Origin of the sequence: Kribbella sp. NPDC056951, assembly GCF_042674205.1 — a bacterium.
In the GTDB taxonomy this organism is placed as follows: Bacteria; Actinomycetota; Actinomycetes; order Propionibacteriales; family Kribbellaceae; genus Kribbella; species Kribbella yunnanensis.
In genome coordinates, this window is the sequence record NZ_JBHUQZ010000011.1 from 86,158 (window position 1) to 99,821 (window position 13,664).

A 13,664-nucleotide genomic window follows, 5' to 3' on the forward strand; every position below is an offset into this window, starting at 1 on the left:
CTTCCTGTTGACCCAAACTCTGCCGGAAGGCGTTTACGGTTTCTTTCCGGTCAGAGCGGTGACCACCGGAAAGATAGGGTGCGGCCATGCGTTTCGGGGTGCTGGGACCGGTGACGGCCTGGACTGACGCGGGGGAGCCCGTGGTCGTCCAAGGCCTCAAGGTGCGTGCGCTCCTGGCCGACCTGCTCGCGCATGAGGGCCGTCCGGTCCCCGCGGACCGGCTGATCGATGACCTGTGGAGCTCACAGCTGCCCGGCAACCCCGCCGGGACTCTGTCCGCCAAGGTCTCGCAGCTCCGCCGAGCCTTCGAGGACGCCGAGCCCGGTAGTCGCGCACTGGTGCAGTCAGGGCCGGCCGGCTACTCGATTGCGGTCGACAAGTCGTCGTACGACGCACTGGCGTTTGCGGACCGGGTTGAGGCTGGGGCGCTGAGCGAGGCGCTCGCCCTGTGGCGCGGACCGGCGTACGCGGACTTTGCGGATGAGGCGTTCGTCGAGACCGCAGCGGCTCGGTTGACCGAGCAGCGGCTCGCTGTGCTTGAGCGCGCGGATGTGCCGGTCAGTGAGCTGACAGCGCTCGTCGCCGAGCATCCGCTGCGTGAGGGACTTAGGGCGGCGCACATGCGTGCGCTGTACCGCGCTGGTCGGCAGAGCGAGGCACTGGACAGTTTCGAGGAGTTGCGGCAGCTCCTGGTTGATGAGCTCGGCCTGGATCCGAGCCCGCCGCTGGTGGCGCTGCAGCAGTCGATTCTGGCCCAGGCGTTGCCACAGGCCCGCAGCAATCTGCCGGCCCAGTTGTCTGAGCTCATCGGACGCTCGGACGCCCTGGAGGAAATCAACAGCAGTCTGAGCACGTCTCGGCTGGTCACGCTGACTGGACCGGGCGGGGTCGGGAAGACCCGGCTGGCGTTGGCGACTGCTGCCTCAGTGGCTGATCGGTTCGCGGACGGCGTGGTGCTCGTCGAGTTGGCCGCAGTGACCCCGGACGCGATCTCGGTGCGGGACTCGCTGACCGACGCACTGCACGCCGCTCTGGACCTGCGGGACAGCGCGGGCTCGACTGCAGCCACCGTCGAGCGCCTGGCCGCAGTTCTAGGCTCACGGCTCCTGGTGCTCGACAACTGCGAGCAGGTGATTGCTGAGGTCGCTGACCTGGCTGACGACCTGCTGGCGGCCGCACCGGGGCTCAGAGTGCTGGCCACGAGCCGGGAGCCACTCAACCTGGCAGGTGAGGTGGTGTGGGCGGTACCGCCACTAGACGTGCCCGCCGCGGCGTCGGATCCAGGTGCAGTGGCGGACTGCAGCGCCGTACAGCTGTTCGTGGCTCGTGCTTCTGCTGCGGCTCGTGACTTCGCATTGACCGCCGACAACGCTGCGGACGTCGCAGTGCTGTGCCGGCGCTTGGATGGCATTCCGTTCGCGCTGGAACTCGCTGCGACCCGAGTGCGTGCGCTGGGCGTTCGTGGGCTGGTTGCTCGCCTGGATGACCGCTTCCGCCTGCTGGCGACTGGGCATCGCGGTGCTGCGCCACGGCAGCAGACTCTACTCGCGATGATCGACTGGAGCTGGGAGCTGCTCAGCCCCGACGAGCAGGTCGTGCTGCGACGGCTCGCCGTACATGCGGATGGCTGTACGGCGGAAGCCGCGTCGGCCGTCTGTGACGACGACGTGCTCGAGGTGCTGGTTCGACTTGTCGACAGGTCGCTGGTTGTCCCGGTGCACGGGGTGGACGGACCGCGGTACCGGTTGCTGGAGTCGGTGGCGGCGTACTGCACGGACAAGCTGGTTGCGGCCAATGAGTTGGAGTCTGTGCGGCAGCGGCACCTGGAGTACTACGTGCGGCTCGCCGAGTCGGCGCAGTTGTTCGGTGAAGGCCAGGCCCGCTGGCTGCGTGTTCTGGATGAAGACGCAGCCAATCTGCGGACGGCGTTCGATCGGGCGATTGCGACCGGGCAGTCCGGCCTGGCTGAGCGGCTCGTCGACGCAATGGCGTGGTACTGGTTCCTGCGCGGGCGGTTGGCAGAGGCAGCACGGTCCCTGAACGCCCTGCCTGATTCGGAGCGCGCAGGTGCTTGGCGTGCGGGCTTCCTGTATCTGCAGGCGGATAGCGGAGCAGCTGCTGAGCGCGAGCGATGGCTGCCGACGGCAGACGCACGCGGGCAGTGGTGGATCGCATTCACGAGTAGTGACGTGGGCGAGCTCCAGACCGGTCAGGTGCTCTTGGAGCGGTCCCTGAAGACCTTCGAGGCTGACGGAGATACGTGGGGCGTCGCTGCGGTGTTGGTGGAGCGCTCGAAGCACGCACACGTCCGCTCCGACGTAGCTGCGTTGCGAGCGGACGCAGGGGAGGGACTCCGGCTGTTCCAGTCGCTGGGTGATCGCTGGGGCATGCTGCAGACGACGAGTTGGCTTGGTGCGGCCGCTGAGCTCGCTGGCGATTTCGACGAGGCTGCACGGCTGCATGGTGAGTGCGCGCAGATTGCCGAGGAGCTGGAGCTCTGGCCCGAGGTGGCCGGCGCACTGGGGATGCTGGGCTGGACTGCGGTCAGACAGGGCGAGTACTCGGCCGCACGAGCACACGGTGAGCGTGCGCTCCGACTGGCGGCTGAGCAGGGACAGCGGTCGCTGCAAGCGCTCGCGGAAATCGTGCTGGCCTTCGCTGCCCGGCGTACTGGCGATCTGGACGACGCTGAGCGTCGACTGCGGTTGTTGCTGGCGGCTGCGCGATCGCAGAGCGAGGCAGTGCTCTACCTGTCCATGGTGCTCGACGAGCTGGGCTACGTGCTCGAGCTCAAGGGTGATCCGGCTACGGCGCTGAAGCTCCACGCGGAGGCCTTTGAGGTCGCGGCCGGGTACGACGCCGTCCGCAGCCTCTGCTGGGCCCTGGAGGGCATTGCCGCCTGCTTGCCGGACAAGAGTCTCGCGGCCCAGCTCCTCGGCTCCGCCGCCGCCACCCGAGCCCGCGAACAGCATCTGAGCGCTGCGACCGAGGTGGACGATCTGGCCCGCGCGGTCGAGGCCGTTCGCGGCGCGCTCGGCCCCGATGCCTACGAGTCGGCCTACGCGCAGGGCGGTCTGCTGACCCCGCGCCAAGCGTTCGATCTGCTCCAGGATGTTCTGTAGTTGAGATTATTCGCTGTCCTGAGTACTTTTGAGCCATGGACTACGGCCACGAGCTGGTCTTCGGGACCTTCCTGACCCCGGCGATCGACGATCCGGCGCGCGTGATCGCGCTGGCACAACTGACCGAGCAGGTCGGCCTGGACCTGGTGACCTTCCAGGACCACCCGTACCAGCCACGCCTGATGGACGCCTGGACGCTGCTGTCTGTCGTCGCAGCGCAGACCCAGCGCGTCAAAGTCGCTACGAACGTCGCCAACCTGCCCCTGCGGCACCCGGTCGTGCTGGCGCGCAGCGTGGCCACTCTCGACCAGATCACTGGCGGACGTGTCGAGCTGGGTCTCGGGGCGGGTGGATTCCTGGAGGCGGTTGCGGCCAACGCCGGACCACACCTCACGACCGGTCAGAGCATCAGTGCGCTCGAAGAGGCCATCGCGATCATCCGGGAGGTCTGGACGCCGACTGGTGGCGGCATCAGGCTTCCTGGCAAGCACTACACCGTTGCCGGCGCCAAACGTGGCCCGCAGCCGGCGCACGACGTACAGATCTGGCTGGGTGCCTACAAGCCGCGCATGCTGGCCCTCACCGGTCGACTTGCTGACGGCTGGCTGCCCAGCAGTGGGTACGCCGGCCCTGATCAGCTCGCCGCGATGAACAAGCTGATCGACGAGGCGGCTGTCGATGCAGGACGTGACCCAGCATCTGTACGGCGGCTGTACAACGTGTCGGGGCGATTCGCGGGCAGCGGCGGGTTCCTGGAGGGTCCGGAGGAGCTATGGATCGAGCAGCTCACCGAGCTGACCCTGGGCGAGGGGATGAGCACCTACATCCTCGCTTCTGACGACCCGACCGACATCCGCCGCTTCGCTGAGGTGGCGACAGGCGTCCGCGAGGCCGTGGAGGGTGCACGGGCCGGGGCAGCGATTCCAGCGGAGGTGGTTCCGCAGTCGTCCGGGTTCGCCGTCGTACCGACTCCACCGCCAGCTGTACGACGAAGCGCCGTACAGGTGCTCGACGAGTCGGAGCGACCCACGGGGCCGGCGCTTGATCCAGAGCGCGCGTACACGCCGTACCAGCTGTCGTCGGGGCAGCACCTGATCGACGTACACGACCATCTGCGCGCAGAGCTCGAGCAGATTCACGACCTGGTGGAGCAGGTGGCGGCTGGTTCGATCGGCATTGGTCAGGCGCGCTCACACATCAACACGATGACCATGCGGCAGAACAACTGGACGCTCGGCACGTACTGCGAGTCGTACTGCCGGCTCGTCACTACACATCACTCGATCGAGGACGCGTCGCTGTTCCCGCAGCTACGCCGGGCCGACCCGGCGCTGGTCCCGGTCGTGGACCGGTTGCAGGAGGAGCACCTGGTCATCCACGACGTACTAGAGGGCGTGGACAAGGCACTGGTCGCATTGGTCGGCGGATCCGGCAATATCGACGGACTGCGCGCAGCGGTCGACCTGTTGGACGACACGCTGCTGTCGCACCTGTCCTACGAAGAACGCGAGCTCGTCGAGCCACTGGCCCGGCTGGGCGTGATGTAGCGGACTACTTCGCCTCACCCAGCAGTGAGGCGAGGATGTCGAGCAGGCGCAGCGTGGGAGCGTCGCCCAGCAGCCGGGCCGCCGACGTCGGCGGTTCGGCGTTCAGGCGGACCTGCAGCAGTTTGAAGTCGCGCACGTTCGCCGGATTCACCAGATCGGCGTGCACAGCGCCCAGCAGCTCCGCACCGGCAGAGGCGTTCGTGTAGGTCATCCGAATGAAGCTGTCGCTGACAGGGAAGAGATACGGCCGCTTGAGGTGCAGCAGCTTCGACTTCTTCGCCTGACCGAACCCCCGGTGCCCGGAGAACTTCTCATCGAGCTCCATCGCAGCCTCGAACAGCGCACTCCCCGGCGCAGCATCCTCCAGCCGCGCATCGACCGGCACAGCCGCGAACTCCTTCTCGGCATCCACCTCGAGCAGCCAAGGAATGTCCAGCGCCCGCAGGTCGGACCCGATCACCATGGTCCGCGCCAGATCCTCCAGCGTCACCCGGCTCGGGTCACTGCCACCGACATTCGTAAACCCCGGCAGGCCGTCGTAGTACTGCAGCACAGCGCCGTTGCTCTCGGCATAGATCCGAAGCTGGGCGATCGCCTCGTCGACGACGATCTTCCGAGTACCGATGTTCATGGCCACACCCTCACACTCTTGGTGGCAGACCCGCCAGCAGGCGGACCATCATTCCTCACAGCGTTTCCGCAGATCGTAGGCGACCCCACGCTCACCCACACGCCAGGGTCACTTCCCGTTATCCACAACCTGTAACCATCCGCCCCGAAACGCCCCGAATCTCCATAAACTCTCCGTAACAGGCTCACCACCGAACGGAGGCGCACATGACCCGACCCAGGCGACTGCTCGCCCTCCTGCTGTCCGGCGTCCTGTTGCTGGCTCCGATCGGCCCGGCCGTTGGTGTTCCGGGTCCACCTCGGGATTCGGGTTCGTGCTTGCACGTCGACGTTCAGGTGAGCGTCGACGGCGAGGTCATCAGCAAGGGCCCACAGATCTCTCACGACGGTGGCTTCGGCCACGCCGGGGTCGGACAGACCTTCACCTTCCAGGCCCGAACATTTCCCGCGGCCTCCGACATCTGTGCGTTCCCGGTGACCGATGCGCGGTCGTGGAAGGTCAGTGTCTGGCCCTGCGAGAACATGGCGGCGCCGCCGCCCTCCCGGACGCAATCGCTGAGCTTCACGGTCAATCTCCCGCTCGGCTGCGAGGTGGTCGCCTCACCAGGCCTGCTTACCGCATCCCTGACAAACGGCAAGGCCGCAGCAAGTGGCAACGTGCGGATCTATGCCGGAACCCCTGGCTTCGTGCTGCCCGACAAACAGGCACGCGGCCTGTTCGGCCCCTTCGCACTCCAGTCCGACCCGGTGAACTCGCTCACCGGAGCCATGGTCGCTGCCGAGACAGATGCTGCCGTGGCCGGTGTGGGTGTTCCGCTCACGGTGGCCCGGACGTACAACTCCGGCGACCAGTCGTCCGGTCCGCTCGGCCCGGGCTGGCGTCCGTCGTACTCCGATCGCCTCGCACTGGACGCTGCGGGAGCGCGCTACCTCGCGTCCGATGGGCGCGAGATCGGCTTCCGGCGGCAGGGGACGGCGTTCGTCATCGAGAAAGGCGCTGCGCGGTTCAGACTCGCCCGCGACGGGGCCGAGTTCATGCTGACGAGCGTCGATCAGTTGCGAATGCGGTTCACGGCCGCGGGGGATCTGCGCTCGATCCAGGACCGCAGCGGGCAAGGCGTCGTGATCGAGCGGGTGGCAGGTCGCGTTGCCACGGTGACGAACGGGCGGCGGTCACTGTCGTACGACTACAACGAGCTCGGGCTGATCGGCGCTGTCCGGCTCTCCGGGCCGGGAGTCGAGCCGCGCACGGTTCGGTACGAGTACACCGATGGCCGATTGGCCGGGGTGACCTCGCCCGGCGGAGTTTCAACGCGGTACGAGTACGTCGAAGGTCGCCTGAAATCGGAAACTGTCGGAGACGCGGCCAAACCGGCCTTTCTGACGGAGTACGACGCTGGCGGGCGAGTGGTCGCCCAGACCGATGCCAAGGGTGGGAAGTCGACGTGGTCCTGGGAGGGCGCCGGCATTCGGGGAACGTCGACGATGACGGATCCGACGGGCGGGAAGTGGATCAACCAGTACGAGCGGAACTGGCTCGTGCGCCAAGTCGACCCGACCGGTGCGTCGGTGTCGTTCCATTACGACGTCGACGGCAATCTGCTCCGGGTCTTGGACAGTCTCGGCCATGGCGCCCGGCACACCTATGACGCGGCGGGGCGAGTGCTCTCCTCGAAGGATGCGGCTGGCAACATCACTCGGCGGACCTACAACGGCACCAGCGATCTCCTGACAACGACCGATCCGCTGGGGCGGAGAGCGACGTACAACTACGACCAGCGCGGCAACCTGATCAGCGCTGCGTATGCCGGTCGTGGTTCCTCCGTCAGCTACGACGCACGCGGGCTCGTGACAGCATCACGCGACGCGCTCGGCAGGACCACCCGATACAGCTACTCCGCTGATGGCGACCTGATGTCCGTCACCGATCCGGCTGCGCTGGTCACGAAGTACGAGGTCGATGGATGGGGTAGACCGATCAAGGTCACGTCACCCCGGGGTGCTGTCAGCACCATCACCTACACGTCAGACGACCAACCGGTTGAGCAGCACGGACCTCTCGACGTCACCACGCGGCAGACGTACGACGGGCAGGGGCGCCTCTCGGCGCTGGTCGACAGCCGCGGCGGTACGACCAACTTGCGGTACAACGAGGCAGGCGAGCTCGTCGGCGTCACCAGACCGTCGTTACGTGAAGCGACGTCGGAGTTCGACCTATCCGGGCGCCTGGTCAAGAAGGTTGACGCCAGTGGGCGTGCCCAGACCTTCGAGTACGACGGCGCTGGCCGGACAACCAGTACGACGTACGGCGGACGCACGTGGCACTTTGCCTATGACAAGGCCGGCCGGCTGACCCGAACGACGTTGCCCTCGGGCAAGACAGCGACCTTCACGCTGGATCCGCGCGGAGCGGTGACCAAGGTCGTCTACTCGGACAAGACCCCTGCCGTCGGCTTCACCTGGGACGCAGTCGGCCGCCGTACGTCGATGACCGATGCACTTGGGACCACACGGTTCGGGTACGACGCCTTTGATCAGCTGAGCTCGGTCGTCGGTCCGGGTGGCACCGTCACGTACCGCTGGGACGCCGCGGGCAATCTCGCTGCACGGTCCGCGGCCGGTCATACCGAGACCTACACCTGGGACATCGGCGATCGGCTGAGTTCAGCGTCGGTGGACGGCAAGGCTCTGGCGTCATACCGATATGACCTTCGGCGCGGGAACATCACCAGCACTCGCCCCGGCGGCCTGGTCGAGACACGCACCCTGGACGTCCGCGGCCGCACCACCTCGCTGGCAGTGCAGCGCAGCGGTCGACCGCTGCGCACGGCCACCTCGACATACGACAGCGCCGACAACGTGGTCCGCACGGACGACTCGGTCGCCGGGAAGTCGTCGTACAGCTACGACGCTCTGAACCGGCTCACCGCCGTCTGCTACAACGTCGACCAATGCGAGGCGAATGCCAAGGACTACATCCGCTACGACTACGACGGCATCGGCAACCGCATCTGGGAACAACGCCCGCAGGCGACTACCTGGTCGATGTACGGACCGGCCAGCGAGCTAGTCGGCTCGCTGACGACCACACCGGCGTTCCCGGCAAGCCGACCGAAACTCCGTGCCCACAGCTACGACGCCGACGGCAATCTCACGTCGGACGGAACCACCTCCTACACCTGGTCCGCTGCCGGCAAGCCCGTCACCTCAACCACCGGCAACGCCACGACGACCTACACCCACACCGGCGACGGACGCCGTGCGTCCTCCACCACCGGGTCCCAGACCACGAGGTACCTCTGGGACCCGCTCTCGCCCCAGATCCTCAACACCTCAACCGCCAAAGCCCCACCCACCCGCTACCTCTACGGCGCCAGCCTCCTCGCCCACCAGACCGGCCGAACCCCCACCCCCGTCACCGCCACCCCCGACGGCTCCGTCTCCACCACCGCCACTGCAAGTCCCACCCACCACACCTACGACCCCTACGGCCTCCCACGCACCACCACCGAGCCCGCCGCCCAACCCACCCCCGGCTACATCGGTGCCCTCCAACTCCCCTCAGGCAACTACCTCCTCAACCAACGCGAGTACAACCCCACCACCGCCACCTTCCTAACCCCCGACCAAGCCGGCTCCCCAAACCCCTACGCCTACACCTCCGGCAACCCCCTCAAGTCCACGGACCTCCAAGGGCTCTCAGACGCCGAAGGCACCCTCACCGACGTCTCCCACGTCTCCGGCTACGTCTCCACCGGCGCCCTGGCAGTAGCCATCACCTGCACCTTCGTCCGCGCCTGCGCCCCCGCCATCCCCGTAGCCATGCAGGTCTCCGCCGCCACCGGCGTCCTCTCCGCAGGCACCGCCGGCATCCTCGACTCCCAAGCCTGCGTAGTAAAAGGCAACTGCTCAGCCTTCGCAGCGGATGTCGCCGTTGGTCTCCTTGCCAGTCGGCTGCCGGCGCTTGGCGCTGCAAGTCATGCCGCCTCCAACGCGAGGGCCGTGCGAGCCTTCACGGGCTTCGAATCTGTGCCCGGCGCGGGCACCCGAACCATCAACGTCCGGCCGAAGTCCGCAGACCCCCGATGGGGGCTCACGAGACAGCACCTGAACAAGCATGTGTTCGGAAGTGGGAGACACTCACTGCAGACGATTGATCCGGCGGGAAATACCGATCAGTGGGTTGGCTACCTGCAGGAACTGGCGAGTCGGCCCTCGACGGCGCAGCTCAACAATGGAATCGAGGACATCGTCGGCACGTTCCCGAAGGCAAACGGCTCCGGGACGTTCCAGTTGGGGATTCGGATCTCGCCGCGAGGAGACGGAACATTCGACCTCGTGACGGTTCTAACCAGACAGGATAGGTAGATGTACGAATGTCCGGTGTGTGGAGAGAGCTACCTCACCGTGAAGCCCTACGCCCTGTGGCCACCGCCGGAGGGCGCTGAACTGAACCCTCCGTATGAGCTGGTGCTGGGCGCGCCGTCGTACGAGGTTTGTCCTCGGTGCGGGTTCGAGTTCGGGAACGACGACAACCCGGGGACTGCGAGACCTGTTTCGTTCGAGGAGTATCGCACTGAATGGGTCGCCGACGGGAAGCCGTGGGGTGATGGGTCGGTGCGCGAGGCGGGACCGGGCTGATGGCGGCGACGCGAGATTTTCTGGCGGCGTTTCGGGAGACGGCGGAGTCGTCGGGGAGCGGGCGCCGGCTGACGCCAACTGTTGTCGTCGGCAGTTGGCGGCTCTTTGTGGAGCTGTGCGAGGAAGGGTATGACGACAACATCGAGGAGTTCGACAACGACCTCTCGGTGCGGGGGTTGATCGAGCGGATTCTGCAGAGTCCGACGCTTCGGGGGTATGAGCAGATGGGCTGGGTGCGCGCGGAGATCGAGGCGCTTGACGCAAGGTATGCCGCGTTGCTCGTCGACCTCGAGCGTCGAGCCGACGGTGGGTGGTGGGAGCGGGGGATCCCTCGGCTGGCTGGGCCGGAGCTTGCTGGTGACCTCGCGGCGCGATACGGCGTTGACGTTCAGGTCGTGGACTGAGTGTCTGGGCAGATCTGATGGGGAGCGATCGGCTGGCTCGGGATGCGGCGGTCGTGATCGTTGATGGAGACGAGGTTCCTGGGCTTTCGTTTTACGGACTGGTCGAGCGCGGCGGTCTCGGGAGCTTGGTGTTGCCGGCGGATGCGTGGCTGGGCGGTTCGGCGGTCAACCTCTACATGCTGCATGGGATGGCGTGGGAGGTACCGAACTGGGATCTGCCGGTGATTGTTTGGCCAACGGGAGAGCAGTTCGTGCTGGCCATTCGGAAGACTCTCGAGGCAGTGATCTCGGCGGGTTGTCGGGTTGCCTGGGTTGCTGCTGAGGGGTTTCCGTTCTGTGACCCGCCTGAGCTGTTTGACCCAGAGTGCATGTCGGGTGGTGTTCTGGCGTGGATGACCGCCGAAGGAAACTTTGCGTGTCCGCTGGATCCTGACTCGCCGTTGCCGCCGGTGAATGACGAGGACCTGATGATGCTTAGGCGGTACTCGCGAGGGCTGGCTGATGTCGAATAGGCAGCCGGAGCAGGTGAGGGCGTCGTACGACGAGTTGCCGGGGTTTGGGTCGTACGTCCTTGAGGAGTCGTATGTGTTGGGCGTGAACGCGGAGCCTGGTGTCGTGAGGTTTCGGCTGGAGGTTGTACTGACGCCCGAGCATCCGGCCTATGAGGAGCCTGGCCCTGGTGTCTATCTGTGTTACCGGCCTGGGGAGCTCAGGTTCGACGGGGTCACCGAGTTGGATTGGGCAGGGCAGGGTGCGCCGCCTGCGACGGATGCCAGTGGTGATGTCGACTACGGGCATGTCGACACGATGACGCTGCAGGATGGCGTGTATGCGCTGGCGGGTGACTGGGGTTCGATGCGGGTCCGTGCGGCGTCGGCTCGCGTGGCGATCGACGACTGAGGTGGACCGTCGGGACGCCGGAGGTTTTGCTCATTCATGACTTCGCCAGCCCGGGGTACGAACTGAGGGAGACGTTGCCTTCGTTCTATGAGTGGCTATGGCGGGCGGTGGAGTGCCCTACCGAGTTTGAGCTGGAGGGGTGAGGGTGGCGCCGATGTGGGTGGCTAGGGGTGGCGGGAGGGGGTAGGGGCGTTCGTCGGGGAGGGCGGCTTGGGCTGCGGTGGGGTCTGATTTTGTGAGGGTGTGGATGTGGTGCATGACGGGGGTTACGTCTTCGATTTTGGTGATCCAGTCGTTGACGTAGTGGGTGACTGCCTGGGCGGCTAGGCCTATTTGGATCGAGCGGACGGTGGGCTGGGGCTTGAGGGAGAGCGTTTGTTCTGGGTCCCATTGGATGCGGACGAGGGAGGCGGCTAGGGCTGTGCGCCAGGTTTCTTCGGTGGTGTGGTGGGCGGGGTCGTAGTGGGAGAGGGTGCTGTGGGCCAGGGCCCATTCGAAGCCGGGGCGTTTGAGGTGGATGCGGAGGACGCGGGTTTGGCCTGGTTTGGTGGCCCAGCCGGAGCGGTAGGCCATCCAGAGGAAGGACGGCTTGATCCAGGTCATGCGGGAGAAGCCGAAGGGGGCGACGAAGGTTTGGGCTGCGAGGGCCGGTACGGCGATCTCGGGGGAGTAGGCCTGGTAGACGGCGATGGTGTCGTCGTCGTAGAGGGCGCGGATCTGGCGGCGCGGGGCTGACTCCATGGGAGGACGGTAGGGCTGCGGTAAATGGGTTGAGGTGGGTGGGGGTGGTTCGGATGATGGGGGTATGACTACGACCTTTGGAGTGTTGCTGACGAGACCGGTTGCCGACGTGGCGGCTGGGGTTCAGCAGCAGGGTGGTCGTTGGTGGGGGTCTAGCCGCTTCCGGTCGTGATGGAGGTGGTGGTCGCCGGGGTGCTGGCCGGGTATGGGATTGCTGTGCCGGTTGGGCCTGTGGGGACCTATTTGGTGGGGTTGAGTGCGCGGAGTTCGGCGCGGGTTGCGGTTTGTGCGGCGATGGGGATTGCGTCGGCTGACGGGATTTATGCGTTGGTGGCTGCTGTTGCGGGGGCTGCGTTGGCGCCGGTTTTGGTTCCGGTGGTGGTGCCGTTGCGGTGGGTTTCCGTCGTGGTGCTGATTGGGCTGGCGGTGCTGGGCGCGGTTACTGGAGTACGGCGGTATCGGGCGCGGCGGCTGACCGGGGTTACGCGGGAGGCGCCGGTGCGTGGCAGTACGGCGTACTTCGGGATGCTCGGGATGACGTTGCTCAGTCCGATGACGGTGATCTACTTCGCAGCGCTGGTGCTTGGCGGCTCTGGTACTGGGTCGGCGCCGTTATTCGTGGGGGCGGCGTTCCTGGCGTCGGCTAGTTGGCAACTGTTGCTGGCTGGTGGCGGGGTACTGCTTGGGCGCGTGCTGACCGGGAATGTCGGGCGACTGGTGACAGCGCTGGCGTCGAGCGGGGTGATCGTGGTGCTGGCGGTGCGCCTGGTTGTCTAGGCGATCGCCTGTGTCCGCTCGGCCAACTCCATTGCCCTCGGCCTGAAAGCCAAGGGCGAATCGGACCAGCGGGTCTGGTCGCACCAGGTGATGATCTCCTGGGCGTCGGGGCGGTCGTCAGGGTCCTTGGCGAGCATGCGCATGAGTTGGCGACCGACCGCGGGCTCCACGCCTGAGGGGACGGTCGGCACGCCGCTCACGTGGCACCGGAGCACGCCGGTCGGGGTGTCGGCCAGGAAAGGTGGGGCACCGGTGAGCAGTTGATAGAGGACGCAGCCCAGTGAGTAGATGTCGGCGGCCGGGCCGGCGGGATAGGCGCGGGCGCGTTCGGGCGCGACGTAGAAGCTGGTGCCGAGGAGGTGGTCGCGGGTTTCGCCGTCGTCGGTTGTGTCGTCGAGGAAGCGTGCGATACCGAAGTCGGCAATCTTGACGGTGCCGTCGTCGCCGAGCAGGAGATTGGCCGGTTTGATGTCGCGGTGGACGACGCCTTCGTGGTGCGCGGCGAGCAGGCCATCAGCTGTCTGCGCGACGATCCGCACGATGGTCGGCACGGGCAGCGGGCTGGTACGACGCAGTTCGCCCGCGACCGTTGTCCCGTTGACGAACTCCATCACCAGATAGTGCGAGTCGTCGTACGCGCCGAAGTCGTGGACGTCGACCACATGCGGGTTGTTGATCACGGCACCGGCCTGTGCCTCGCGCCGCAACCGCGCGCCGGCTTGGTGGTCAGCGAGGAGTTTGATCGCCACCGGCCGCATCAGCACGGTGTCCGTCGCGCGCCAGACCTCACCCATGCCGCCGCGCCCGACAACCGCCTCCAGCTCGTACCTGTCCGCGATGCGCATGGCCAGCTCCCGGGGTCTATCCGCATCCAGTACCCCATCACGGTACGCCGCCAAACC

11 protein-coding genes are annotated in these 13,664 nt (G+C 66.5%); 8 read left to right on the plus strand and 3 right to left on the minus strand.

Annotated features, from left to right (window positions below):
- Positions 1 to 86 precede the first annotated feature (86 nt).
- Together ACFTSF_RS32540 and ACFTSF_RS32545 are read left to right on the plus strand one after the other, a co-directional pair.
- Positions 87 to 3,122, plus strand: coding sequence for a BTAD domain-containing putative transcriptional regulator (locus ACFTSF_RS32540; RefSeq protein ID WP_380158329.1), 3,036 nt, complete (start codon positions 87 to 89; stop codon positions 3,120 to 3,122).
- Positions 3,123 to 3,157: 35 nt separating this feature from the next.
- On the plus strand, positions 3,158 to 4,669 hold the full coding sequence (locus ACFTSF_RS32545) for an LLM class flavin-dependent oxidoreductase (protein ID WP_380158331.1): 1,512 nt from the start codon (positions 3,158 to 3,160) through the stop codon (positions 4,667 to 4,669).
- 4 nt (positions 4,670 to 4,673) lie between these two features.
- Here the strand turns inward: ACFTSF_RS32545 and ACFTSF_RS32550 are convergent, their stop codons facing one another.
- Positions 4,674 to 5,300: a DUF6308 family protein gene (locus ACFTSF_RS32550; RefSeq protein ID WP_380158333.1), complete on the minus strand. Its 627-nt coding sequence runs from the start codon at positions 5,298 to 5,300 to the stop codon at positions 4,674 to 4,676.
- A 206-nt stretch (positions 5,301 to 5,506) separates the two neighbouring features.
- Between ACFTSF_RS32550 and ACFTSF_RS32555 the strand changes: the two genes are divergently transcribed.
- From ACFTSF_RS32555 to ACFTSF_RS32575, 5 genes are read left to right on the plus strand one after another with little or no spacing between them, the layout of a single operon-like run.
- Entirely contained in the window at positions 5,507 to 9,667 is a 4,161-nt protein-coding gene (locus tag ACFTSF_RS32555) for a DUF6531 domain-containing protein (protein WP_380158335.1), read from the plus strand.
- Entirely contained in the window at positions 9,668 to 9,940 is a 273-nt protein-coding gene (locus ACFTSF_RS32560) for a hypothetical protein (protein WP_344161951.1), read from the plus strand. It abuts the gene before it with no gap.
- Positions 9,940 to 10,344: a hypothetical protein gene (locus ACFTSF_RS32565; protein ID WP_380158337.1), complete on the plus strand. Its 405-nt coding sequence runs from the start codon at positions 9,940 to 9,942 to the stop codon at positions 10,342 to 10,344. The genes ACFTSF_RS32560 and ACFTSF_RS32565 overlap by 1 nt, the downstream gene beginning before the upstream one ends.
- 17 nt (positions 10,345 to 10,361) lie before the next feature.
- Positions 10,362 to 10,856 (plus strand): hypothetical protein, encoded by a 495-nt coding sequence (locus ACFTSF_RS32570; RefSeq protein ID WP_380158339.1) that lies wholly within the window; start codon positions 10,362 to 10,364, stop codon positions 10,854 to 10,856.
- Positions 10,846 to 11,244: a hypothetical protein gene (locus ACFTSF_RS32575; protein WP_380158341.1), complete on the plus strand. Its 399-nt coding sequence runs from the start codon at positions 10,846 to 10,848 to the stop codon at positions 11,242 to 11,244. Before ACFTSF_RS32570 ends, ACFTSF_RS32575 begins: the two co-directional genes overlap by 11 nt.
- A 117-nt stretch (positions 11,245 to 11,361) precedes the next feature.
- Here ACFTSF_RS32575 and ACFTSF_RS32580 read toward each other — a convergent pair whose 3' ends face one another.
- Positions 11,362 to 11,985: a DUF4291 domain-containing protein gene (locus ACFTSF_RS32580; RefSeq protein ID WP_380158343.1), complete on the minus strand. Its 624-nt coding sequence runs from the start codon at positions 11,983 to 11,985 to the stop codon at positions 11,362 to 11,364.
- Positions 11,986 to 12,156: 171 nt separating this feature from the next.
- On the opposite strand from ACFTSF_RS32580, the gene ACFTSF_RS32585 reads away from it, so the two are divergent.
- Positions 12,157 to 12,762 (plus strand): lysine transporter LysE, encoded by a 606-nt coding sequence (locus ACFTSF_RS32585; RefSeq protein WP_380158522.1) that lies wholly within the window; start codon positions 12,157 to 12,159, stop codon positions 12,760 to 12,762.
- On the opposite strand, the gene ACFTSF_RS32590 is transcribed toward ACFTSF_RS32585, so the two are convergent.
- Positions 12,759 to 13,607, minus strand: coding sequence for a serine/threonine-protein kinase (locus tag ACFTSF_RS32590; RefSeq protein WP_380158345.1), 849 nt, complete (start codon positions 13,605 to 13,607; stop codon positions 12,759 to 12,761). The two genes, ACFTSF_RS32585 and ACFTSF_RS32590, sit on opposite strands and share 4 nt — an antisense overlap.
- Positions 13,608 to 13,664: the final 57 nt, after the last annotated feature.

Coding starts and splice junctions, on each gene's coding strand:
- ACFTSF_RS32575 (WP_380158341.1), top strand. CDS start 10,846: ATGTCGAATAGGCAGCCGGAGCAGGTGAGGGCGTCGTACGACGAGTTG.
- ACFTSF_RS32560 (WP_344161951.1), top strand. CDS start 9,668: ATGTACGAATGTCCGGTGTGTGGAGAGAGCTACCTCACCGTGAAGCCC.
- ACFTSF_RS32565 (WP_380158337.1), top strand. CDS start 9,940: ATGGCGGCGACGCGAGATTTTCTGGCGGCGTTTCGGGAGACGGCGGAG.
- ACFTSF_RS32570 (WP_380158339.1), top strand. CDS start 10,362: ATGGGGAGCGATCGGCTGGCTCGGGATGCGGCGGTCGTGATCGTTGAT.
- ACFTSF_RS32590 (WP_380158345.1), bottom strand. CDS start 13,607: ATGCGCATCGCGGACAGGTACGAGCTGGAGGCGGTTGTCGGGCGCGGC.
- ACFTSF_RS32540 (WP_380158329.1), top strand. CDS start 87: ATGCGTTTCGGGGTGCTGGGACCGGTGACGGCCTGGACTGACGCGGGG.
- ACFTSF_RS32580 (WP_380158343.1), bottom strand. CDS start 11,985: ATGGAGTCAGCCCCGCGCCGCCAGATCCGCGCCCTCTACGACGACGAC.
- ACFTSF_RS32585 (WP_380158522.1), top strand. CDS start 12,157: ATGGAGGTGGTGGTCGCCGGGGTGCTGGCCGGGTATGGGATTGCTGTG.
- ACFTSF_RS32545 (WP_380158331.1), top strand. CDS start 3,158: ATGGACTACGGCCACGAGCTGGTCTTCGGGACCTTCCTGACCCCGGCG.
- ACFTSF_RS32550 (WP_380158333.1), bottom strand. CDS start 5,300: ATGAACATCGGTACTCGGAAGATCGTCGTCGACGAGGCGATCGCCCAG.
- ACFTSF_RS32555 (WP_380158335.1), top strand. CDS start 5,507: ATGACCCGACCCAGGCGACTGCTCGCCCTCCTGCTGTCCGGCGTCCTG.